Origin of the sequence: uncultured Aquimarina sp., from assembly GCF_947492115.1 — a bacterium.
In the GTDB taxonomy this organism is placed as follows: Bacteria; Bacteroidota; Bacteroidia; order Flavobacteriales; family Flavobacteriaceae; genus Aquimarina.
In genome coordinates, this window is the sequence record NZ_CANLMM010000004.1 from 461,636 (window position 1) to 486,170 (window position 24,535).

Consider the following 24,535-nt stretch of genomic DNA (forward strand, 5'->3'; position numbering starts at 1 on the left):
CCGTGCTATCATAAAACCTTACTTTTTTATGATTGATTTAACCTTTAAAAACTATTTTTCTTAGTTTATATCCTTCCACCTTAATAAAATAGGTTTTTGGATCTCTATAGTTATGGATGTATTCATCTATTATTCCGTTATCTAATAGCCTTCCTGTTAAAGTGTAAAGACTGTAAGTAAGACCAAGAGGTACATCTTTAATATCTTTAAATGTTTCTAGACCTGTACTCTGCTGACAAGTAGAATCGGCTAGAAATCTATCTATGAAAGTGATTCTTCCTTTCTTTTCTCCTTCTAAGGTTACAGTTGCTGATTCATCAACATCTAATATTCCGTTTCCTGAAATGTCTCCTAATATAATTAAGCACGCATTTCTAATTTTAATTCGTACACCATTTTCAATATGCAAACTCTCTGTAATAAAGATTACACCTTCTTCTGTGTTTTCGTCTAATCCGTTGATAACGGTGTTCTCTGTAACTGACATTAATTTGTACGAAATGTCAATTTTTACATTTGCAAATGCCACACTTGCAAAAAGTAGGGTAACTAGGGGTAATATTCTTTTCATAAGGTTCAGTTTTTTGGGTTAAACTGCAATTAAAAAAGTAAGAATTATCTCACTTATGACGTATTTTTATCGTTGTAAAACACTTATTTAACGACAAGATACAACTTTTTATGTGAAAACCGTAATTTTTATAACTAAAATATTGATTTCGGAAGCCTAGTTTTTATAAAAAATCTCATTTAGCCTGTAAACACAGGTGTTTTAACAAATGTTAAAATTTATATTTTTATTAACATATTGAGTGTTAGTTTATTACTTTTTTAGCTATTTAGGAAAGTGAAGAGGTGATTTTAAAATTTAAAGGTAATTTTTAAGATAAGGGGAAATTTCAGAATTTTTAGTTCTACATTTGAATAAGATGAAAAACCAACTTTTGTTATATTTCCAAGCTTTTAGTATCTGGTTTAAAAGCCTAATTAGAGAATCAGCAAATAATATCATTAGTATTATTTTTATAGGATTTCTATACCTTGCGTTATGGCATTTTCCTCAAACGGTAGATCTGTTGCTGATTTTAAACCAAACAGAAACCTTTTTGCTAGAAGTTCCTTTATATTTTAGTTTACTCTCAATTTCGGCATTTATTATATGGAATATTCCTAAATATTTTTACTACCATAATTATAAGGATATTTCTATCCGTAATCTTATAGGTTTTATTCCTAATCAGCATTATAAATTTCAGGATAGGAGTGAATCTGCTAGTTACTCTTATACTACAAGAATTCATATGAGAAAAACATTGCCTAGGATTCTTGGGATTTTATTATTGGCGATATCTGCATTAAGTATTCTTAATGCGATGGAATTATTTGGATTAGAAAATACATATACCAAGTTTTTGGATTCAACAAGTATGTTGCTATCAGTAATTTTCCTATTGTTACTATTATCAGAACCAAGGTTATATACTTTATTGAAGAATTTTCTCAATAAAATAGCAAATACGACAATTGTATTTTTTTGTATTTCTATTGGACTAATGATTTTAATTATTTCTTTAGGGACTCTAAATACTCAGGCAGAAAAGGATCTGGGGAAATTATTTCTTGCTAATTCTGCCTTGACTTTATTGTTTTTTTCTTTGTCTTTTAATAGTTATAAATTCCTTAAAAGTTTTCCAAAGAAGTTATTCTATGGAACTATCTTAGTAGGTGGCTTTTTGATATTAATCTCTTTCTTTATTTTCAATTTTTATCCAAAATGGGCTACCAGAGTAAATCCTTTATCGATAATGGTTTTATCGCTTTTGAGTCTTTTTATGATTTGTTTTGTTTTAATTTTACTTGGAAAAAAGATTAGATTACCTCTTTTATCTATTATTACTATTATCTGTATTTTTTCTTCAAGGTTTTTTACAGATAACTCGGATCATTATCAACTAGAAATAAAGAAAACCACTGTAGATAGGGTTTCGTTAGATACGTATATTTATCATTGGCTAAAAAGTAGGAAGGATGATATTTTAAATACCGATAATAAGTTTCCAATTATTATGGTATCAGCAGAAGGAGGAGGTTCGAGAGCAGGACTTTGGTCATTTCTAACCCATAGTTATTTATACGAGAAATCAGAAGGGGCTTATTTTGATAGGAATTTACTTTCGTTAACAGGGGCTTCTGGAGGAAGTGTTGGGAATGCTATGTTTTTTGCTGAAGCTCGTAATGCTAGTATGTCAAATCGTAAGGCGGATTTTAAAATTCAATCTGATATTGAGAATCCTAATTTGAATTATAAAGCAAGTGTGATATATAAGGATAATTACCTCTCTACCGCATTATTGTCATTATTAGGAAGAGATTTGTTTAAAGAGGTAACTAGCTTATTTAATTTTAAAAATAGAGGACAATTATTAGAAGATCAATGGATTCGAGCTCATGGGCAATTTTTTTCAGATGAAAAAGGGGACCTAATTCTTAACAAAGAATTTTTATCTTTTTATAAAGGTGTAATTTCTAAAAATAGGAAAATATCAGATCCTAAGATTCCACCTTTACTATTGATTAATACAACACATACGCAAACTGGAAATTATAATATAATTAGTCCAGTAACGTATGCTCATCTAAGATCATTAGAGGGGATGAATGATTTTATTAATACTGTACAATCTAGTTATCCAAATGGATCTATAGATCTTTCAACTGCTATGAGGATTAATGCAAGTTTTCCTTTTGTTACTCCAGTAGGTGAGGTAAGAAAAAAAGACCGAACGGATATAATAACATCTGATCAGTATGCAGATGCTGGATATTATGATAATATAGGTGGTAGAGTATCAAAAGGTATTGAAGAAGTGCTTGCCAAAGTCCTAAGAGATTCTTTTCCAGAGTTGATTGAAAAAGTAAAAATGAAGCATGTCTTAATTACTAATAGCGAAGAGCGTAAAATAGCAAAAACAAGTAGTCAGTTAACAGCACCTTTAACGACCTTACAGAATGTAAGATATGGTCATACGCGTGAAATAATGGAAAAATTAGGAGATGATCATATTGTAGAGTTGAAACCAACGGAAATAATACCATCTACAAATTTGGAAGATTCTATTTCTAAACGTAAAAATGAAGAAAAGATAAAACCTGTGTTGCCTTTAGGAAGGTACTTATCCAAAATAGCAATTAGATCTATGGAGGCTAGATTAGATACAATTAAATCGGATTTGGATATAATTTTAAAATAAATAAGTCATTTGTCATTTTTTTTCGTACTTTTGTCATGTAAAAAATGTAATGTATGAGCGCGGTATCACCTTTAGATTATGATAGTCTAGAAAGTCAGGGGTTGTTAAGATATTTAAATATTAATATCCCTTTACGAAATGTATACGATTTTATAGAATTATCTCGAAACGGAATAGATAAAAGAGCATTGTTACATCTTGCTAAAACTATAGATTTTGATCTTAGTGAGCTTGCGCATGTCCTACATGTTTCTGAACGTACCATACAACGATACGAATTAAAAAAGAAACTTAGCACAGAAGCTAGTGCAAAAGCATTACAATTGGCAAAACTTTATGCAAGAGGAGAGAGTATCTTTGGAGATTTAGAACGTTTTAAAAGATGGATGGAACTTCCGAATGTTGCATTAGCTACTAAAAGACCAAAAGAATTGCTTGATACTACATTTGGATTTCAGTTATTAAACGAAGAATTAATTCGTATTGAGCATGGAATTTTTGCATAATGTTAGTATATAGAATTGCGAAACAAAAATACATTCGTGACCTTACCGGAATAGGAGCTAAAACAGTTGGAGGTAGATGGAATCCTAAAGGTGTTGCAGTTTTGTATACGAGTACAAGCTCTTCACTTTCTGTCTTAGAAGTATTGGCTCACCTTCCTGCTGCTTACTTTCCAGATAATATGTCTTTAGCCACTATAGAGGTACCTGACGAGTTGGTGTCTACTATCGATATAAAGGAGTTACCAAAGGATTGGAATAAAATACCGCCATCTACAGGTATTCAACATTTTGCTATGAATTGGATATCAGAGAATAAATATTTGGGCCTAAAAGTACCAAGTATCATTGTACCAAGAGAGCAAAATCTATTGATTAATCCATTACATCCAAACTTTGATCTAGTAAAATTAATAGAAATCGAACCTTTCGATTTTGATTCTAGATTATTAAAATCTGTTTTCTAACGGACGATCAGTTAATTTGAAAACGAAAGATAAATTACTAAAATGTTAATATAAAGTTAATGCTTTGGTAATGTTTAATTGTTTTTTGTTGTAAATCAGTGTCTTGTGTTTTTTGGTGTTTGTTATAGTTCGTTAAATTTTGTAAAGAATTTCCTTCATTTTTGCAATTTATCTAACTTGCCAGATTCAAAATAAGTAACAAATCCTCAATTTTTACGTCATATTTTGAATAACTAAACTTAATTCGCTAATAAAATGTATACAAAAATGAGAAAAGTGTATTTTTTGGTTGCACTCTCAATTGCTTTCGTCAGTTGCAAGAATGAATCCAAAAAAGAAGAAGAAGGGCAAAAAGAAACTACTGCAAAAGTAGAAAAGATTCCAGGGATTGTCTTAGATAACATGGATACTTCTGTGAGCCCAAAAGAAGATTTCTATAACTATGTAAATGGAAATTGGATGAAGAACACTGAAATCCCAGAAGATAGAACCAGATGGGGAGGTTTCGGAGTTTTAAGGAAAAAAACTGATTACGATGTATTGGATATTTTAGCTAAAGCAAAAGCTAGCGGAAAATATGCGGCAGGGACAGATCAATACAAAGCAATATTGATTTATGAATCTATTATGGATACAATTGCAAGAGATAAAGCTGGTATCACCCCATTGAAACCCACTTTAGATAAAATTGCAGCAATTAAGAATTTAAAAGATCTGCAAACAGTATTAGCTTCAGAAACTGCTGTTTCAGCGCCGTTCGCTGGTTTAGTGTCGTTTCCAAATTTGAGTAATAGTACCGTTAATGCTCCTTATATATCTACAGGAGGTTTAGGGCTTCCTGATCGCGATTATTATCTAGATCAAGATGAAAAATCTAAAGAAATAAGAGGACAATATTTAGATCATATCACCAGAATGTTACAATATATTGGTGAAACTGAAAAGCAAGCACGTAAAAATGCTGAAACGATATTATTAATTGAAACCAAATTGGCCGAACCTCGTTTGGATAAAGTGGAAAGTAGAGATACAAGAAACTTTAACAATCCTAGATCTATGGAGCAATTAACAGAAATGACTCCTGCTATTGATTGGAATAAATTAATGAAGGATTTAGAGGTAAAAAAAGACTTAGATTCTGTGATCGTTATGCAGCCTAAGTATATGGTAGCATTGCAAGATGTTCTTGCTAACACTAGCATCGGAGATCTTAAGACTGTGATGCGTTGGTCTACTTTTAATAACGCTGCAGGTTCTCTTTCTACAGAGATTGAAAAGGCAAATTGGGACTTTTATAGTAAAACGTTAAATGGAGCAATAAAACAAAGACCATTAGAAGAAAGAGCTTTGGCCAGAGTAAATGGTTCAGTAGGGGAGGCTATAGGTCAATTATATGTAGATGAAAAGTTCCCGCCAGAGGCAAAAGCTAAGGCCGAAAAAATGATCGCTAATGTTATTAAAGCGTATCAAAAAAGAATTGAAGTTCTAGACTGGATGAGTGACAGCACAAAAACAAAAGCTATTCAGAAATTGGATAAGTTTACAGTCAAAATAGGATATCCTGATGAGTGGGAAGACTACTCTACATTAGATGTAAAAGATGGAAATTCTTATTTCGAAAATATGATTGCAGTTTCTAAATGGAGTTTCAAAAAGAATATTGAAGAAATTGGAGAGCCTGTAGATAAATCAGAATGGGGAATGTCTCCGCAAACAGTAAATGCTTATTTCAATCCATTGTTTAATGAAATTGTTTTCCCAGCAGCAATATTACAACCACCTTTTTATAATTATACAGCTGATGAAGCGGTAAATTATGGAGGGATCGGAGCTGTAATTGGTCATGAGATATCACATGCCTTTGACGATTCTGGTGCTCGCTTTGATGCCGAAGGAAACCTTTCAAATTGGTGGACAGACGGTGACCTTAAAAAGTTTACAGAGCGAGGATCTGCTCTAGCGGAACAATATAGCGCTATCGAAGTTTTAGATAGTGTTTTTATCAATGGTAAATTTACACTTGGTGAGAATATTGGTGATTTAGGAGGTGTTTTAGGTGCTTATGATGGTTTACAAATGCACTTAGAAGAAAATGGAAGACCCGAAGATATTGATGGGTTTACTCCAGAACAAAGATTCTTTATGTCTTGGGCTACTGTATGGAGAACAAAGATTAGAGAAGATGCTCTAAGGACTCAAATTAAAACAGACCCTCATTCACCAGGAACTACCAGAGCAATACAACCTTTATTAAATGTACAAGCGTTTTATGATGCTTTTGATATTAAAGAAGGAGATAGTATGTATTTAGCTCCAGAAAAAAGAGTGAGTATTTGGTAACATACTAAAAGAAAATATTAATAAAAGCCCTGAGAAATCAGGGCTTTTGTTTTTTGTAGAATGTTATGGATTTAGTTTATTGTTCTTCAAACCAACCAGCATAACCATTGTAACTGGAAGATGCAATAGCGAATTCATTATTGCTACCACCAGAAATGGCGAATCGACTTAGACGAATACTTCCTCCAGAGAAAGTACTATTTGGATTGGACGGTGGTGTAAAACGATATAATGCACTATGCTTTTCTATATTGTTTTGTTTTATTCGTATCCACATCCATCCAAATTCATTTGCATGCACGGTTAACTGCATAGGACCATCTTCAGCATAAATATTTTGACTTGATACTACATTAGAATGAAATCTAGCGGAGGTAAAAGGAGTAACTTTTGTTTTACCAAAAATCCCTTGTTTACGATATAAAAGACTTAATCCTTGTCCAACGCCATCTAATCGAATATCAGATCTTCCCGTGGCAACAATATTAGAATTTCGTTCAGATCTGTCTAAACTTTCAATATTTACCGTTGTAGAAATCGTTAAATCAACCCATTGTGTGGTATGTGCAACGGTTCTGCTAGAAAAATCTAAGGTTCTTTGTAATCCATTACTAAAGAGTGTACCTGAATTAAATTCGAATCCCCGGAAGTTTTTCGATTGACTTTCTTCAGAATCTAACACTCCTTTTGTTGTAATCATAACATCGTGATCCAATTCAAGGAGTTGTAGATCCTCTGCGGTTTCGTTTTCCTCACAAGAAAATAAAAGACCAGCGACGATCACCATTAAAATTTTAATTTTTAATTTTTTCATATTGTAAAATGATTTAAGATGAATTAAAAAAGAATCGACGTCGTTTCGATTGCTAAACTAAGAGTGGATTTACTAATAACGAAAGACAGTATACGCAGATTTATAAATTTACATCTCTTGTGTTATCATTTGTTCTTATGAAAATATTTCAAATAGTTTACTTTATTTTTTAACTAAAGTTTTGTGTATAATGTTCTTACCTATTTGAAAACGATAGTGATATAAACCTCTGGATAGATTAGGATTTTCTGACCTATAGATGTTTTTCTCTTTCTCAGAATGAAAAGGTAGTAAAGTAGAATTGTATATTAAAATTCCTTCGGTGTTATAAACTTCTAATGTAATTACCTCGTTTATATCCATGCTTTTGCTCTCTACATATACATAAGATTCTATTGGATTGGGATATACTAGTATTTGATTTCCATGATAGTCATCACTTTCAGAACATAAACGAAAAGAATCCATATTGTTAGTTTCATCTTTTTCCAGTATCAAATTTTCAGGGTCTATAAGGGCTATGAGATAACAAAAACTATTAGGTATGTCATTATAGTATGGTGGAAGAAAAATTTGTTGTCCAATGCTTACGGTAATTTCTTGATTACCTTTCATTTCGGGAATTTGTCTTTTAGTAAGTAATATGTCGGAAGGATCAAAAACAGCATCTTTTGAAGCATAATAATTAATGATACTTGTTTCATTAGTAGAAACTTTACTAGTGTTTTTTATTAGGGTTGTAGCACTCAATTTTATATTATTATTGGATGATCCCGAAGTGATATGAGCGTATTTTTGTGTTACTTTTAGGTCGGGAGGGATCGGTAATACCTGGAACAATTCAGTTTTCTGTGCTACTGTTATAAATTGTGATTCTCTTTGGTCGAAATAAGAAAGATTTAATTGTAAATCGTTAAAACCTAATTGTTTTAAGTTTAGAGTTTCTCCTCGAAAAAGGTGGTGATGAAATGAATCGCAATCGTCATCTCCACTTAGAATAACCACTTCGTCACAAGGTTCTATGATAATCGGACGTAATGAGCCACCTCTTCTTTGATCGCATTCATAACAAGGTGCGTATTCAATCTTCAAGCGAGGTCTTGGATATGAAGATTGATTGTAAATGTTTAAATCAAAGGTAACAATATCATCGGTAAAAAATGTTTCGGGAATTTCTTCTTCAAATGACAATTGGAAAATCTGTTTTTGAGAATCTAAAAGATCTGGATTATCTGAGATAGTAATTGCTATTGGAATATAATAATCAATTTCCTGAGAAATAATAGTTTTCGAAAAAAGTAAACATAATAGGAGGTAAAAGATTTTTTGCATGAGATAGTTTTAATGCAAAAATAGCTTATGAAAAGAGCTATTATATAGCTTAGCACCTCAAATTTATGAATTTGAGGTATCCATACCTTCCTCTTTATTAAATTGTTTAATATAATAGGAAGGTGTAAGATTGGTTTTTTTTCTAAAGGCTTTGGTAAATGTGTTTGGACTTTTATATCCTATTTCTTCCGAAATAGCAGTAATCGTATAGGCTCTAAATTTAGAATCATTTTTTAGTCGTTTTAGCACGTAGTCAATCCGTAAATTATTTAAGTATTCTACAAAAGATTGTTTTTTGTATTCATTAAGAGCTTTCGATAGATAAGAAGTATTAGTACCAATTTTTTTTGCGGTACTATATAAATTACAATCTTTTTGTATAAAAAAATCAGAGTTTTCTAATTTCTCTAGTTTTTGCAATATTTCAATTACCTGATCATCTTTTATAGATAATTCTGGTTCTAGGACTTTAGATTTGGTTTTCTCTTCTTTTCGTATTTCAGTTTCATGAAGTTTCAATAAAATTTCTTCGAACCTTTTTTTATTTGAAATTGCATTTTTTCGATATAACAGAAAAGAAATGACTAAAGTTATAATTAGAACAACACTAATGGAAATAAAGAAATTTTTTATAGTAGTGTTTTGTTTGTTTTTAGTTTTAAATGTGTTTATCTGGTTCTTATGTGTTTGGAAATCGTTTTTTTGAATAATGTCACGAGCTTTTAGTTGATCATTCGTCTTTATTTTCTGGATCTTGTTTAGATTTTTTCTGAGCATTAATTGTTTTATAGTGTCGTTTGAGTTTTCGGCTATATGAATAGCAAGCTCATACATCTTATCTATATTATGAACATTAGAAATACCATTAACTTGCTCAAAATTACTCTCTAAAAGTTTTAATGCTTCTTTTTCTTTTTTTAGATCAAAAAGACATTTAGCTAAATTGTAGTTTGCCATGAGGTAATTAGAGAACTTTTTGCTCTCATAGGTATTGAAAATAGATAAGCCTTTTTCAAAATATTGCTTTGCCTTTTCTAATTCATCTTTCTTATAATATAAAAGACCTTTATTGACATAGAAGTCTCCTATAAAACTTTTAAACTTGTATTGTTTAGCTAAGTTTATGCCTTCTTCAATAGTTTTCTCGGACTTGTCGAACTGATCTAATTCAAGTTCACAGAAACTTTTATTAAGTAACATAGACAAATGAGCGTTTTTATATTTTCCCATTTTTTCTTTACTTAATTTAGCCAATAAAACCTTAGCGTTTTCTATTTCAAATAAAGCTTCTTCATAACGCTTTAATCTGGTTTTTACATTAGCAATGTTTAAAACTAAAGTTAATTGTTTCTCTGTCTTTTTCGCCGGGCTATAAAAAGTATCTGATTTTTTTATCAATTCTTTAGCGTTTGTATAAAAAATTGATGCATTATCAAGATCTCCTAAATCAAAAAATATACTACCTAATTGGCTGTTATTGTTGATGATGTTTTTTGTATGTCTTTGGTTTTTTGCAGTTTTAAGTGCTTGATAATAATAAGAAATCGATTGTTGATATTCTGATAGATTGTAATAAATAAAGCCAAGTCTTGAATGACAAGAATGCTGAATTTTTAGATTTTTCTCGCTAATGCCACGTTTCAAGAAAAGTTGATATCCTTTTATTGCGCAAAGAGTGTCTTGGTTTATCTTATAAGTATTTCTTATAAACTTAGATACAAGTGCTAATGAATCTTCTTCCAGAATAAATTGTTGAATCTCAAAAGGTAATACAACATCGTTTTGCCGATTATAGATTGATGCTTGTGAAGAAGAATCAATTTGTTGTGCAATACTTCCAAAACAGCATAATAATACCCAGAAAACAATGTTTTTCTTAATTTTTTTAAACATCTAGCACCCCAAATTAAATAATATGTAAAAATCCGTTAAATATATTCATTTAACCAAATTTAGGATACGATTTAATATAATATTAAAAAAGAAAAATAACCCAATGTTTATATGTTAGGAGAGAATCAAATATGATTTTCTTTTATTCTTGAAGTCCATATAGAAATTACCTTTCTTTTATTTCATTCATTAATAAAAAGGCATCATTTACAAATTCTTTTTCGAGGAATAATGTAAAATAGTTTGAGGTAGATATGATTTCAAAAATTGGAATACCCTCATATGCTAAAAGCTTAAATATATAGAAATAAAGACCAATTGATTTGGAACTGTCATCCGGAAGAGCAATCGACATTGATGATAAATCATCTTTTACAGAAATGCAAGTTTCATCTTTAAAGTGATCTTCTACAATTTCTTTTAGAGAAGATGAAACTAAAATATTACTTTCTTGAAAATTGCTGGAATAGGTAAAATATGTTTTGGTCATATCTTTTACAGTATTCAAAAGATTTGATTGACTGGTAAGTATCGTATTGGAATTCAGAAAAGCATACTCAGTAATACCAGATCTTACAACAATATCACCTAGATTTCCAAGGTTTTCCGAGTTTTTAATTCTTTTGGGATGATATCTGCGCAAGGCCATTACGATAGATCCTGCTTTTACTGGTTTTCTCATTTCTTTTTCTACTTGCGGTAGTAAGTCAGTAGCTAAAGAACTAAAATTAATAATATCTCTGGAGAGAGCATCTTCTAAAAAAGGTTGATGTCTAAGAATATTATGTACACAATCTGTTATTGTTTTCATTTTGTTAGATATTTAACACAATGTGTAAATATAGACTTTTTTTATTAAAATATTTATTCTGTATAAACTATTGTTTAATTATGCATTGAAAAAATTATATGCAATGAAGATTTTAAAGTTTGGAGGAACATCTGTTGGATCTGTAGAGAACTTACATAGAGTAAAGCAAATTCTTTCTAGAGACAATGATAAGAAGATCGTAGTATGTTCAGCAATGTCTGGTGTAACGGATCAATTGGTGAATTTAGTTTCTTATATAAAATTAAAAGATGCTGAAGCAGTTACCCGAAACTTACACAGATTAGAAAACAAGCATTTAGATGTTATTGATGCATTAATTGAAGATGCTGGTTTAAGAAGTGAGATGAAGGATAGGGTTTCTTTAATGATTACTGAAATGTTAGAGTTATCTAACCAAGAATATACAGAAGTTTTAAACGCGAAAGTTTTGACTTTTGGAGAAACTTTATTGACGTATATTTTTTCAAACTTTCTTTCTACAAAAGGAGTTGCAAATAGACTGATAGCAGCAAAGGAATTTATGTATGTGGATAACGTAGATAATCCTAATATTTCTAAAGTTTCTCAAAAATTAGAACAAGTGTTAAGTTCCGAAGAGTCTCATGAAATCTATATTACACAAGGTTTTGTATGTAGAGATCATTTAGGGCAAATAAGTACACTAAAACGCGGAGGTAGTGATTACACGGCTACGATTATTGGAGCTGCACTAAATGTCAAAGAAGTTCAGATTTGGACAGACATAGACGGATTACATAATAATGATCCAAGATACGTAGAAGGAACAAATCCAATTTCGCATCTTACTTATAATGAAGCGGCAGAATTGGCTTACTTCGGTGCTAAAATATTACATCCTCAAACTGTCTCACCTGTAGTAGATAAGAACATTCCTGTTTTACTCAAGAACACTTTTGATCCAGAAGCTTCAGGAACTGTAATATCCAATAAAACCTACAGAAAAGGCTTAAAAGCGATTTCTGCAAAAGATGGTATTACTGCGATTAAGATCAAATCGAACCGAATGTTAATGGCTCATGGATATTTAAGAAGAATATTCGAAGTATTTGACAATTACCATACTTCTATAGACATGATTACAACTTCGGAGATAGCAATTTCTTTAACTATTGATGATACTACATACATAGACGAGATTGTAAAGGAAATAGAAAACTATGCCGAAATAACAGTAGAACAAAATCACAGTATTATTTGTGTAGTTGGAGAGTCTGTTATTAATGATAAAAATTCTCACAAGCTTTTTGAAATATTAAATTATATACCCGTAAGAATGATTTCTTATGGTGGTAGTAATAATAATATTTCAATTCTTGTAGAAACCAAAGATAAAATACCAACCCTTAGGTTTTTAAATGAAAAATTGTTTCTGTCTCATCAGGAAGCAATGATTTAAATTGTTTGTTATGTTATTTGATGAGTATTAGTGAAAAGATAGTTGGATATATAAGAATATTGACTATTAATAATTTGCTACAATCAAAATTATTGTTTTTGATAAATCCCAATAACTAACCAAGATTGGGATTTTTTTGTTATTAATTTTAGGGTAATTGGTATGCTAACTGTTTTATATATGAACTTAACTAAGAATGTAAACCAAACCGAGATGCTAAAGAGAATAATAGAAAAATACCGCCTAGAAATAGTCCTATTTGTTTTTTATACAATCGTCACTTTTACTTTCGTGAAAGTATTTTTAATACGTTAATTAATCCTTGTCCAAATAAGATTTTGGTTTTAGAGAATTTTGCTATATCCTTTTCGTGTAGGAATCAAAAGTGTAATATTTTCTCTTTTGATAACTCTCCTACAAGATGAATTAGATATATTAAATCTTTTTACTTTCCCAGAATATTTTTTTAAAAAAAATCATGTTCTAGGGTAACATTTATTACACTAAAGACACAAACTAATAAGAATTGTACTCTATGGGAGGCTATAACTCCCATTAAAATAAGAGAATATGCTTATTAAGGTTTTCGGAAGCGCTGTTTTTGGTGTAGAAGCAACAACTATTACTGTAGAAGTTAATATAGACAAAGGAATTGGTTATCATTTGGTAGGACTCCCAGATAATGCAATTAAAGAAAGTAGTTTTCGTATTGCAGCTGCACTTCAGAATAATCACTATAAACTCCCTGGAAAAAAAATTACGATTAATATGGCTCCTGCCGACTTACGAAAAGAAGGATCTGCATATGATCTAACATTAGCTATTGGGATTTTAGCTGCTAGTTCTCAAATTAAAGGGATTGATATATCCGAATATCTTATTATGGGAGAGCTTTCTTTGGATGGAAGTCTTCAACCCATAAAAGGAGCATTGCCCATTGCAATAAAAGCCAGAGAGGAAGGCTTTAAAGGGTTTATTTTACCCAAACAAAATGCTAAGGAAGCAGCTATTGTAGATAATCTACAGGTTTTTGGTGTAGAAAATATTAAAGAAGTTATTGATTTTTTTGATGGAGCTGGAACATTAGAGCAAACATTTGTAGATACACGAACAGAATTTTATAAAGAATTGGATAACCCAGAGTATGATTTTGCAGATGTTAAAGGACAAGAAAGTATAAAAAGATGTATGGAAATTGCTGCCGCAGGTGGTCATAATATTATTTTGGTAGGACCTCCAGGAAGCGGAAAAACAATGCTTAGTAAAAGATTACCTAGTATTTTACCTCCGATGTCACTTCAGGAAGCGTTGGAAACTACAAAAATTCATAGTGTAGTCGGAAGAATAAAAGATAATGTTGGTTTAATGGCGCAAAGGCCTTTTCGTAGCCCGCATCATACGATATCCAATGTCGCTCTGGTAGGAGGAGGTAGTTATCCACAACCGGGAGAAATTTCATTATCCCATAATGGAGTTTTGTTTTTAGATGAACTCCCAGAATTTAAAAGAGAAGTTTTGGAAGTGATGCGCCAACCCTTAGAAGATAGAGAAGTAACCATTTCTAGAGCCAAATTTACAGTTACCTATCCATCAAGTTTTATGTTAGTGGCAAGCATGAATCCTAGTCCTGGTGGATATTTTAATGACCCTGACGCACCTGTAACCTCATCTCCTGCCGAGATGCAAAGATATCTCAGTAAGATATCTGGACCCTTATTAGATCGTATCGATATACATATAGAAGTTACTCCTGTACCTTTTGATAAGTTAAGCGAAGATAGAAAAGGTGAGAGTAGTGTGGAGATAAGAAAAAGAGTAATAAAAGCAAGAGATATTCAAACCAGACGCTTTAGAGACCAGAAAAACATCCATTATAATGCCCAGATGAATGTAAAACAATTACGATCATATTGTCAGTTAGATATTGCATCTAAAGAATTACTCAAAACAGCTATGGAACGATTGAATCTATCGGCAAGAGCCTATGATAGAATTCTTAAGGTCTCTAGAACCATAGCAGATTTAGAAGGTTCAGAATGTATTAAAGGGTCTCATATTTCTGAAGCGATCCAATATAGAAGTTTGGATAGAGAAGGATGGTTAGGATGATTTCTAAATTATGTCAATAAAATAGCTTAGGGAAAATCCCTTTTTTAATGTTGATTACATAAAGCCTATATTAAGAAAAAACCAGTGATCTCTGCAAAATATTAGTTTAGTAATAATGCTATTTATATTTCAAGGAAGTAAAGCACAAAGGATATTGTTGGTAAAGGGTTTATGTACAATGATGTGAGTGGGAATTCTTTGTACGATAATATTATTTCTTTCAAAGCGATTCTGCACTAATAATTTACGGTGGTCAACAGGCTTATAAATATTCTAGTTTCCTAAACTATAGAAAACTAACTGATTCTATTTATTTAATCTTTATCCATATTCAAATACAACAAAACCTAAAAAGCTAGAATTAAAAGATTCAATAAGAGCTAAGGTATTTATGGCAGATGCAGATAATGACACGATCTATTGGAAAAACCATAAAGAATTTTAATTTAGAGAACGACTTTTTAGATTACATGAACTTAGCGATAAGTCAAAAGAAGACAGGTAATACAAAAATTAATTATGTAAATTATCTAGGTCTAATTACGTATCTTCTTCAAAATATTACAATCCTGAGGTCCTATTGCAAACGTAAAAGGTGGTTCTGGGCTTAGCAATACAAAGTAATCACAAAAATTATAATCAGGTTGACCATAATTACCAAAGCCATTCAACAATTGAATATTTCCAACGGCTTCTACACCAACGTCTATGTAAGAAACAAAGGTGTTGTTGGAAAGGTTTCTATTCCCAGCAACTTTCTTATATTTACTATCTGTCTGTAATTTATATCTTTTATTTTTATTTTTCGGTTTTAATATTTTCGAATTTGAATACTCAATATATTCTACATGAATTTTGCTACCATAAGCCTTTTTAAACGGTTTGTCAAAGTCTAAACTCTGATGATATACAACAAAACCATATTTAAAAAAATTACTATATTTTTCAAAATCATTATTTTCTTGGAAAAACCTAGCGCTACTGGTATTAAATTCAGTCTTAATGTTGGATTCTAATATTTTATCGGTTTTATTGTCTCGTTCCATTTGGTCCTTATGATCCAGATTTTCTTTTATTGAATTTGCCCAGAACCCAGTTATTATTGAGAGGATAGCGAAGATAGCTGATAGTATAGTCAAAATTCTAAATTTTTTATTGTTTGTAAAGTTATTTTTGAAGTTTGAAAAAAATCCCATTTACTTATTAATTTTATTAAAGTAGGAATCTAAAGTAATATGTTTATAATAAAATTTAAAGGGGAATTATTCTCTTTTTTAAAAAGTTATGAACTAATATTCTTTCTCTGATTGCAAAATATTCAAATTGCGATTATTTTAAAAAGTTAAAAAAACTAATACAAGTTAACAAGTAGATGTATTTTGAATTAAAATAGCATCTCCGAAGCGATCCAATATAGAAGTTTGGATAGAGAAGGATGGTTAGGATAAAAAACAAATATAGATTTATATGTTATTTATAACTTGTATGAGTAGGGTAATCATAAATATATCTGTTAATATAAAAGGAACTTTATTTTTTACACAATTATAATATGTATCATTTTAATCAATCACTAAAATTTTAATCAACAATGAAGTATTTTTATCTCTTTTTCGCGTTATTATCAGTAGGGGTTTTAACGGCACAATATAATGCAGATGCTCCCTGGATGAGTACTTTGAACCAAAGTAAAAAAAGTAAAGATGTTAAGCCAACTTTTCAAGAAATTCAACGATCTTTTAATGAGTATTGGAAAACTCACGACAAGAATAAAAAAGGAAGTGGTTATAAACCCTTCAAGAGATGGGAATATATATGGGAAGATATTGTAGACCAAGAAGGATATTTACCGACGGCAAAAGATAAATGGATTGCATGGGAGCATAGAAACGAAATAGAAAATAAGTTTGCTTCGGTAGATTTAAGTAATTGGGAAGCAATTGGGCCGTTTACTCATACAAATACAGGTTCTTGGTCATCTGGACAAGCAAGAACTAATGTAATCGTTGTGGATCCTAACGATACAAATACATGGTATGTAGGAACCCCAGCCGGTGGTTTATGGAAATCTATTAACTCAGGTGGAACGTGGGTTCCTTTAACTGATAACTTACCACAAATAGGAGTTTCTGGAATAGCTGTTGATTACTCTAATTCTGATATCATCTATATCGCAACAGGAGATGATGATGGTAATGATACTCAAAGTGCAGGGGTTTTTAAATCTACAGATGGAGGGCAAACATGGAACCCAACTGGTTTAGGGCCGGATAATACTCCAAGTTCAATGAATGAAATTTATATGCACCCGACAAATTCTTCTATTTTATGGGTAGCCACAAATCAAGGGGTTTACAAGACAAATGATTCAGGTGTTTCATGGAATAGAACACTTTCGGGAAACATAAAGGATGTAAAATTAAAACCGGGAGACCCTGATACTATCTATGCGGTAACGACAAATGAATACTACAAATCTACAGATGGGGGAAACTCTTTTAACCCGATAACAAGTGGAGTTCCAACATCGAATGGTAGATTAGTAATAGAAGTAACACCTGCAAATAATACTTATGTATATATTTTAAGTGTTAATGAAGATTTGACATTTAAAGGAGTTTACCGTTCTGAAGATAGTGGAGAATCATTTGTAGAAAGAAATACGACAACAGATGTTATCGAAAGTAGCCAAGCTTGGTTTGATTTGGCATTGGGAGTGTCTCAAACGAATGCTGAAGAAGTATTTGTTGGTTGTTTAAATGTCTGGAGATCGAATGATGGAGGCACCAATTTTTCAAAATTAAATGAATGGTTTCTTCCAGGTGATCCGTCGTATACTCATGCAGATATTCATATGATTAGATCTTTTGGAGGAACAGTATTCGTATGTTCCGATGGAGGAATCTATTCATCGACAAATGGAGGTGATAATTTTACAGATCACACCGGAGGTATTCAAGCAAGTCAATTTTATAAGGTTGCAATCTCTCAAAATGACCCTAATAAAATGGTTGGAGGACTTCAAGATAATGGAGGACATGCATACAATAATGGGAATGGTAACTGGTTGAATTATTACGGAGCAGATGGAATGGATACTGCTATAGATCCAACCAATGATGATAAGTATTATGGTTTTATCCAAAACGGAGGTGGTCTTTATATGTCTAATAATGCAGGGAGTAGTAGTTCAGGAAGTGTAGCTCAACCTGACGGATCTAGTGGAAATTGGGTTACACCTTTGGCAATGAATAGTAATGGAGAGTTATTTGCAGGTTATGATAATCTATATAGATTAAATGCTACAGAGAACGGATGGGTGCAGCTAGCAAGTCTGGGAAGTTCTGCGGATCAAATGGAAATAGCACCTTCCGATAACACTATTATGTATATAGCAGTCGGAAGTACACTTAAAAAAACTGAAGATTCCGGAACAACTGTTACGGATGTGTTTACTTTTGGGAGTAATATCAGAGGAATTGCAATTCATAATACCAACCCTAATATCGTATGGATTACTACAGCTTCTGGAGTACAAAAATCAATAGATGGAGGTATTAATTTTAGTAATATATCCTCTAATTTACCAGTTACTGATAGATATTTTTTCATAAATGATATTGTACATCAAGCCGGAGAATCTCAAGATGCTATTTATGTAGCTACTAGTATTGGGGTTTTTAGAAGTGTTACTAATGGTTCTTGGACACCTTTTATGAATAATCTTCCAACTACAATAGTTAATGATTTAGAAATAAATATTTCTGATAATTCTATTACTGCAGCAACTTACGGTCGAGGGATTTGGAGGTCTTCACTTCCTAGCTGTTTAACAATTACTGCAGAACAAGAGCTTTCTGTGGATAATGGGGCATTTGAACAAGGATCCGCACAAGGATTATGCACCGGACAATCAGTAGCACTAAATTTAGAAGTATTAACAGGTGATAATCCTACATTTAGTTGGGTAGGACCAAATGGTTATTCAAGTACAGATTCTTCGATTACGTTTAACGATATTTCATTAAATCAAGCAGGAGAGTATATCGTAACAATTAACTCGACAAATACTTGTGGAGCTATTGATTATTCATTTACATTGGATGTAGAGGAAGCATTAGAGCCAATTGCATCAGATGTGAATGTTTGTGCAGATGATACAGCAGTGCTCACTGCATCGGGAAGTTCAGATTTTAAATGGTATACTTCTGCCACAGGAGGAACTGAAATTGCTACAGGTAGTTCTTTTACTACTTCGCCAATTACAGCCACTACAACATATTATGTTTCTGGAGTTTCTGGCAAGATCGTAACTGAACAAACTACATCTCCAGGCGTTAATACAGCGACTGATTATACAAATTCTCCAGGAATTATTTTTAATACTTCGGATGATGTTATCATCGAGTCTTTTACGGTATCTGCAATGCAGGCAGGAGAAAGAACTATCCAGGTGGCGAATAGTTCTGGTGATTTGGTGGCATCGGCTACAGTTGATATACCAGAAGGCGAATCACTTGTAACTGTTAATCTAAATGTACCCAAAGGAGACAATAATGTGATATCTGTTTCTAGCGATTTGGTATTGCTTAGAAGAACTCCAACAGGAAACGGAGTTAACTATCCATATACTTCTCCTTCTAATATTGTTTCGATAATAGGAAACTCATTTAATGCATTAGATTTTTATTACTTTTTTTACGAATGGAATTTTACCTCAAAAGGAGGAAGATGTGAATCTATAAGAACACCAGTGTCGGTAAATGTTACGTCCGAAGTACCAGATTTAACGGATGGTGATAGTCAGTATACTATTGATGGAGGAACTGTTACATCTTTTAGCGATGGAGACACGGTATCTGTTATCGAAACTTTAGACATAGAATTAACGATACCAGCGTCTAGTAATAATGCTTCTGTGATATGGACAGCTCCAGGAGGACAGACGTATAATACCGATACTATTAATTTTGCTAACATCGAGTTAGATGGAAATGAGGATGGTGATTGGACCGTAGAGGTTACTTTTGGTGCGAACTGTGGTACTCCAAATCAATTAATTAATTTTACTCTAGATGTGCAGCCTGCAACACTTAGTGTAGAAGATATAAATATTGATACCATCCAAATGTATCCGAATCCAGTAGATGGGAAATTGTTTATAGATAATTCTTTTGATTTCGTAAATCCAGTCATTAATATCGTTGATATTAGAGGAAGAAGATTAAATGACTATGTAAATATTCAAAATATAACATCAAAAAGAATCGAAATTACCACTTCTTCATTAGCTTCTGGAGCATACTTTGTTATGATTGAGAATAATCAGAAAAAAGTGATTAAGAAAATGATCAAAAGATAACCTTGATATACTAGTTATATCAGAACTTAAACTGGCAAAAGACCTCTTACTATTTTTAAATGGTTAGAGGTCTTTTTTTAAGATAAAGATGAGAACATCCTAAAGATTAAACCAATTTTTGGCTATATCTTGAAGAATTCATAAAAAACATCTCATTTAAGAGTTCTAATTATAAGGAATACAGCCTTTTTAACTTTTTTTTAATAATCCAACAAAGGGAATACTCACTTGCTTAAAGTACTTTTAAAGCTTAATCTAAATAATACATCATGAAAACTCGAATATCTAGGACTTTTATTGTGGTAATGTCCTTTTTATTTGTTTCAGTTATTTCTTGTAAAAAAGAAACGACTGAAACTCAATCAGAAAGCGAAGAAGTTGGTAAATTATCTATCGATTTCGAAAAGTACGAATTAGAAAACGGTCTTCAAGTCGTTTTGCATCAGGATAAATCAGATCCTATTGTTTCTGTAGCCATTCAATATGGTGTAGGATCTAATCGTGAAAAGAAAGGAAGAACAGGTTTTGCTCACTTGTTTGAGCATATGTTATTCCAGGAATCAGAAAACGTTCCGCAAGATCAATTTTTTAAAAAAATCCAAGATGTAGGAGGAACCCTTAATGGTGGTACTTGGCAAGATGGTACAATTTATTACGAAGTCGTACCAAAAAATGCTATGGAAACAGTAATGTGGTTAGAGTCTGATAGAATGGGGTTCTTAATTAATACAGTTACTGAAAGTGCTTTTAATAATCAGCAGGAAGTAGTACAGAACGAGAAAAGACAGCGTGTAGATAACAATCCTTATGGGCACACAAACTGGGTAATTGACAAGAATATTTTCCCAGAAGGACATCCTTATAACTGGCAGGTAATTGGTGAATTGGTAGATCTTCAAAATGCAACTGTAGAGGATGTAAAAGAATTCTATGATAAGTATTACGGACCGAATAATGCAACGTTAGTATTGGCAGGAGATTTTGAGACTGCAGAGGCTAAAGCAATGATCGAAAAGTACTTCGGAGAAATTAAAAAAAGACAGCCAGTAGAAAAATTAAAAGTTCAGAATGTTACGTTGTCCGAAACAAAAAGATTTATGCACGAGGATAACTTTGCAACTACGGCCCAGCTTAATATGGTTTGGCCAACGGTAGAGCAGTATACAAAAGATGCATATGCGTTGGACTTTTTAGGAGAGCTATTATCAGAAGGAAAAAAAGCACCATTGTATAAAGTGCTTGTAAAAGAAAAAGAATTAACATCTGATACAAATGCTTGGAATAGATCCATGGAAATAGCAGGTAAATTCAGAGTGAATATTACTGCAAATGATGGAAAAAGCCTTGCGGATATTGAAGCTGGAGTTTTTGAAGCTTTCAAGAAATTTGAAGAAGAGGGAATTACAGAAACAGATATCGAAAGAATTAAAGCAGGTTTAGAAACGCAATTCTATAATGGGATCAGTAGTGTACTTGGTAAGTCTTTTCAATTAGCACAGTATAATGTATTTGCTGGAGATCCAGGGTTTATTACCCAAGATATCGAAAATATAAAAGCGGTTACTAAAGAAGATGTGCTTAGAGTATATAATACCTATATTAAAGATAAGCCTTATGTAATTACTAGTTTTGTTCCTAAAGGTAAAACAGATTTAGCAGCAAAAGATTCTGAAGTAGCTGCAGTAGTCGAAGAAGAGATCAAAGAAAATGTTGAAACAGCTGTAGTAGATTCGAAAGAGGAGATACAAAAAACACCTTCTGCTTTTGATAGATCTGTGGCACCAAAAGAAGGAGATTCTCCAAAACTAAATATCCCTTCTTCTTGGAATACAACTTTATCTAATGGAATGAAGGTATACGGAATAGAACAAAACGAATTGCCTTTGGTTAATTTCAGTTTAGTAATTTCTGGAGGACATTTGCTTGATTCTTTTGATAAAGTTGGAGTAGCGAATTTAATGACGGATATTATGATGGAAGGTACCGCTACTAAAACTCCAGAACAATTAGAGGAAGAAATCGAATTGTTAGGAGCTTCAATCAATATGTATACAACACGAGAAGCAATAGTTGTTAGCGGAAATACGTTGGTAAGAAATCTAGATAAAACAATGAATCTTGTAGAAGAAATTCTACTACAACCAAGATGGGATGAAGAGGAATTTGCAAGAATCAAGACTAAAACTATTAATGATATAAAAAGGTCTTCTGCTAACCCTAACGTAGTGGCAAGAAATGTATACAATAAAGTATTGTATGGAGATAAGCATATGTTTGCGTATCCAACAAGCGGAACTGTAGCATCTGTAGAATCTATTACTATTGATGATTTAAAACAGTTTTATAACAATAATTTTTCACCTTCTGTGAGTAAGTTTCAGATAGTTGGTGATTTAGGTCAAGGCAAAGCTCTTGAAGCACTTAAAAATTTAGAAAGCAAATGGGCAAGTAAAGAAGTAACAATTCCAGAATATGAGATTGTAAACAATAGAGATAAAGCATCATTGTACTTTGTAGATATACCTAATGCAAAACAGTCTGTTATTAACATAGGAAATTTATCAATGGCTCGTACGGATGAGGATTATTTCCCAGCAACTGTTATGAATTATAAATTAGGAGGATCTTTTTCTGGAAATGTAAATCTTATTCTAAGAGAAGAAAAAGGATATACATACGGAGCTAGGTCTGGGTTTAGAGGTAGTAAAATTCCAGGTACTTTTACAGCATCTTCTAGTGTTCGTACCAATACTACTTTTGAATCGGTAAAAATCTTTAAAGATGAAATCGAGAAATACAAAAAAGGTATTTCCGAAGAAGATCTTGCTTTTACTAAAAACGCATTGATTAAATCAAATGCACGTAGGTTTGAAACGCAAGGAGCGTTATTAGGAATGTTACAGGAAATGGGAAGATATGATCTTGCTCCTGATTACATTGCTAAAGAAGAAGCTATTATCGAAGGAATGACACTAGAGCAGCATAAGGCATTAGCAAATAAGTATTTAGATGAATCTAAAATGGCGTATTTGGTAATTGGAGATGCAGCAACGCAGTTTGAACAATTCAAAAATGCTGGTTTTGATGAAGTAATTATGTTAGATAAAGAAGCAAAAGAAGTAAAACTATCTGATGTAAAAATGTAATTTTTAGATTAGAAAAATTAATTAGATAAGGGATAAAATTTATTTTATCCCTTATTTTATTTTATACCGTATTGTGTTTAATTTTTATCTTCTGTATCAGTTTACATACATACTTTTTAAATTCCATATTTCTCATCCCATACCCATCAAGTCCAATAAGCTCAACATTCTTAGAATCCAAAGAAACTAACTGAATATAAAACAGTGAATACCCATCGTTTTTAAACCAGATTTGATTCTCTTTTTTTAAGATCTCGTAGTTACTACATTCCTCAGAGAAAGGAGATTCTTTGATCAATGCATAGTTTTCATAGTTGATACATTCATAATGTTTCTGAATTTTTGACCAGTATGACTTATAATATCCAACAATAATGATCGATAGCATGAATAGTAAAGTAAGTGTAAACATAATGTGTGAATTTTAAATTGGACTTAATAATTTCCAATAGATTGTTGAACCGAAAAGAAGTTTAAATCCTTAGACGGATCATTCAATTCAATTTCACCTTTTTCAATATCATCTTCAAAAGTTATCAGTTTTTTAAGTACTCCATTTTCTGTATAAACTTTCCAAGGTCCTTGTCTTTTGCCAGAAACAAATTCTCCTTCTATTTTTACATTTCCGTTAGGAAAAAATGCTTTCCAAGTTCCATGCTCATTTCCGTTTTTATAGTTTTCAATAAAGATTAATTGTCCTTTCTTATTGTAAATTTTCCAGGTACCTATAGATTTGCCTTGTGAAAAGGCACCTTCTTTTTTTAACTCCCCATTACTAAAGAAAAACTTCCAAAGTCCATGTAATACATCATTTTTGGTTTCTCGTATTTCTTTAATAGTACCATTACTATAGTGTAATGTCTTCTTTGTGTTTCCATTCGTACCTATATTTTCTGATATGTTAGAAGTGTTTGTAGTAGAGGAAAGAACTAATTCTTGTGACTGTGTTTTTGAGATGAAAATAATTGTAACAATGAATGTATATTTTAAAAATGCAGTTCTCATGATAAAAGAGTTTTAATTTTTACAATACAAAGATTTATAAATACTATGTGCTTAGCTACACTTC

General features: G+C 31.7%; 16 protein-coding genes. 8 read left to right on the forward strand and 8 right to left on the reverse strand.

Features of this window, described 5'->3' with window-relative positions; translation table 11 throughout:
* Positions 1 to 37: 37 nt before the first annotated feature.
* Positions 38 to 571 (reverse strand): hypothetical protein, encoded by a 534-nt coding sequence (locus Q1A73_RS15190; protein WP_299607108.1) that lies wholly within the window; start codon positions 569 to 571, stop codon positions 38 to 40.
* 358 nt (positions 572 to 929) lie between these two features.
* On the opposite strand from Q1A73_RS15190, the gene Q1A73_RS15195 reads away from it, so the two are divergent.
* From Q1A73_RS15195 to Q1A73_RS15210, 4 genes are all read left to right on the forward strand, one after another.
* Positions 930 to 3,251, forward strand: coding sequence for a hypothetical protein (locus Q1A73_RS15195; RefSeq protein ID WP_299607109.1), 2,322 nt, complete (start codon positions 930 to 932; stop codon positions 3,249 to 3,251).
* 53 nt (positions 3,252 to 3,304) lie between these two features.
* Positions 3,305 to 3,757: an antitoxin Xre-like helix-turn-helix domain-containing protein gene (locus Q1A73_RS15200; protein ID WP_299607110.1), complete on the forward strand. Its 453-nt coding sequence runs from the start codon at positions 3,305 to 3,307 to the stop codon at positions 3,755 to 3,757.
* Complete coding sequence (locus tag Q1A73_RS15205; RefSeq protein ID WP_299607111.1) at positions 3,757 to 4,221, forward strand: RES family NAD+ phosphorylase; 465 nt, start codon at positions 3,757 to 3,759, stop codon at positions 4,219 to 4,221. Before Q1A73_RS15200 ends, Q1A73_RS15205 begins: the two co-directional genes overlap by 1 nt.
* Positions 4,222 to 4,488: 267 nt before the next feature.
* The gene (locus Q1A73_RS15210; protein ID WP_299607112.1) at positions 4,489 to 6,561 is read left to right on the forward strand and encodes a M13 family metallopeptidase; all 2,073 of its coding nucleotides are present in this window, start codon (positions 4,489 to 4,491) and stop codon (positions 6,559 to 6,561) included.
* A 76-nt stretch (positions 6,562 to 6,637) separates the two neighbouring features.
* Here the strand turns inward: Q1A73_RS15210 and Q1A73_RS15215 are convergent, their stop codons facing one another.
* The 4 genes from Q1A73_RS15215 to Q1A73_RS15230 all read right to left on the reverse strand — a co-directional run bounded on the left by Q1A73_RS15215 (position 6,638) and on the right by Q1A73_RS15230 (position 11,411).
* A complete protein-coding gene (locus tag Q1A73_RS15215; protein ID WP_299607113.1) occupies positions 6,638 to 7,375 on the reverse strand; it encodes a hypothetical protein in 738 nt (245 codons plus the stop codon).
* A gap of 162 nt (positions 7,376 to 7,537) precedes the next feature.
* A complete protein-coding gene (locus Q1A73_RS15220; protein ID WP_299607114.1) occupies positions 7,538 to 8,707 on the reverse strand; it encodes a CARDB domain-containing protein in 1,170 nt (389 codons plus the stop codon).
* A 63-nt stretch (positions 8,708 to 8,770) separates the two neighbouring features.
* Positions 8,771 to 10,600 (reverse strand): helix-turn-helix domain-containing protein, encoded by a 1,830-nt coding sequence (locus tag Q1A73_RS15225; RefSeq protein ID WP_299607116.1) that lies wholly within the window; start codon positions 10,598 to 10,600, stop codon positions 8,771 to 8,773.
* Positions 10,601 to 10,766: 166 nt separating this feature from the next.
* Positions 10,767 to 11,411 carry a hypothetical protein gene (locus tag Q1A73_RS15230; protein WP_299607118.1) on the reverse strand — a complete coding sequence of 215 codons (645 nt, stop codon included), beginning with the start codon at positions 11,409 to 11,411 and terminating at the stop codon, positions 10,767 to 10,769.
* Positions 11,412 to 11,514: 103 nt separating this feature from the next.
* Between Q1A73_RS15230 and Q1A73_RS15235 the strand changes: the two genes are divergently transcribed.
* On the forward strand, positions 11,515 to 12,849 hold the full coding sequence (locus Q1A73_RS15235) for an aspartate kinase (protein ID WP_299607120.1): 1,335 nt from the start codon (positions 11,515 to 11,517) through the stop codon (positions 12,847 to 12,849).
* A gap of 570 nt (positions 12,850 to 13,419) precedes the next feature.
* Complete coding sequence (locus Q1A73_RS15240; protein WP_299607122.1) at positions 13,420 to 14,958, forward strand: YifB family Mg chelatase-like AAA ATPase; 1,539 nt, start codon at positions 13,420 to 13,422, stop codon at positions 14,956 to 14,958.
* A 536-nt stretch (positions 14,959 to 15,494) separates the two neighbouring features.
* Here the strand turns inward: Q1A73_RS15240 and Q1A73_RS15245 are convergent.
* Positions 15,495 to 16,097 carry a hypothetical protein gene (locus Q1A73_RS15245; protein WP_299607124.1) on the reverse strand — a complete coding sequence of 201 codons (603 nt, stop codon included), beginning with the start codon at positions 16,095 to 16,097 and terminating at the stop codon, positions 15,495 to 15,497.
* A 452-nt stretch (positions 16,098 to 16,549) separates the two neighbouring features.
* Between Q1A73_RS15245 and Q1A73_RS15250 the strand changes: the two genes are divergently transcribed.
* The gene (locus Q1A73_RS15250; RefSeq protein WP_299607125.1) at positions 16,550 to 20,320 is read left to right on the forward strand and encodes a T9SS type A sorting domain-containing protein; all 3,771 of its coding nucleotides are present in this window, start codon (positions 16,550 to 16,552) and stop codon (positions 20,318 to 20,320) included.
* Between the two features lie 269 nt (positions 20,321 to 20,589).
* Complete coding sequence (locus Q1A73_RS15255; RefSeq protein ID WP_299607126.1) at positions 20,590 to 23,466, forward strand: pitrilysin family protein; 2,877 nt, start codon at positions 20,590 to 20,592, stop codon at positions 23,464 to 23,466.
* A 61-nt stretch (positions 23,467 to 23,527) separates the two neighbouring features.
* On the opposite strand, the gene Q1A73_RS15260 is transcribed toward Q1A73_RS15255, so the two are convergent.
* A complete protein-coding gene (locus Q1A73_RS15260) occupies positions 23,528 to 23,878 on the reverse strand; it encodes a hypothetical protein (protein ID WP_299607127.1) in 351 nt (116 codons plus the stop codon).
* 23 nt (positions 23,879 to 23,901) lie between these two features.
* Positions 23,902 to 24,471, reverse strand: a complete 570-nt coding sequence (locus Q1A73_RS15265) for a hypothetical protein (RefSeq protein ID WP_299607128.1) — start codon at positions 24,469 to 24,471, stop codon at positions 23,902 to 23,904.
* Positions 24,472 to 24,535: the final 64 nt, after the last annotated feature.

Coding starts and splice junctions, on each gene's coding strand:
- Q1A73_RS15205 (WP_299607111.1), top strand. CDS start 3,757: ATGTTAGTATATAGAATTGCGAAACAAAAATACATTCGTGACCTTACC.
- Q1A73_RS15210 (WP_299607112.1), top strand. CDS start 4,489: ATGAGAAAAGTGTATTTTTTGGTTGCACTCTCAATTGCTTTCGTCAGT.
- Q1A73_RS15195 (WP_299607109.1), top strand. CDS start 930: ATGAAAAACCAACTTTTGTTATATTTCCAAGCTTTTAGTATCTGGTTT.
- Q1A73_RS15255 (WP_299607126.1), top strand. CDS start 20,590: ATGAAAACTCGAATATCTAGGACTTTTATTGTGGTAATGTCCTTTTTA.
- Q1A73_RS15220 (WP_299607114.1), bottom strand. CDS start 8,707: ATGCAAAAAATCTTTTACCTCCTATTATGTTTACTTTTTTCGAAAACT.
- Q1A73_RS15260 (WP_299607127.1), bottom strand. CDS start 23,878: ATGTTTACACTTACTTTACTATTCATGCTATCGATCATTATTGTTGGA.
- Q1A73_RS15225 (WP_299607116.1), bottom strand. CDS start 10,600: ATGTTTAAAAAAATTAAGAAAAACATTGTTTTCTGGGTATTATTATGC.
- Q1A73_RS15240 (WP_299607122.1), top strand. CDS start 13,420: ATGCTTATTAAGGTTTTCGGAAGCGCTGTTTTTGGTGTAGAAGCAACA.
- Q1A73_RS15250 (WP_299607125.1), top strand. CDS start 16,550: ATGAAGTATTTTTATCTCTTTTTCGCGTTATTATCAGTAGGGGTTTTA.
- Q1A73_RS15235 (WP_299607120.1), top strand. CDS start 11,515: ATGAAGATTTTAAAGTTTGGAGGAACATCTGTTGGATCTGTAGAGAAC.
- Q1A73_RS15265 (WP_299607128.1), bottom strand. CDS start 24,471: ATGAGAACTGCATTTTTAAAATATACATTCATTGTTACAATTATTTTC.
- Q1A73_RS15230 (WP_299607118.1), bottom strand. CDS start 11,411: ATGAAAACAATAACAGATTGTGTACATAATATTCTTAGACATCAACCT.
- Q1A73_RS15215 (WP_299607113.1), bottom strand. CDS start 7,375: ATGAAAAAATTAAAAATTAAAATTTTAATGGTGATCGTCGCTGGTCTT.
- Q1A73_RS15200 (WP_299607110.1), top strand. CDS start 3,305: ATGAGCGCGGTATCACCTTTAGATTATGATAGTCTAGAAAGTCAGGGG.
- Q1A73_RS15190 (WP_299607108.1), bottom strand. CDS start 571: ATGAAAAGAATATTACCCCTAGTTACCCTACTTTTTGCAAGTGTGGCA.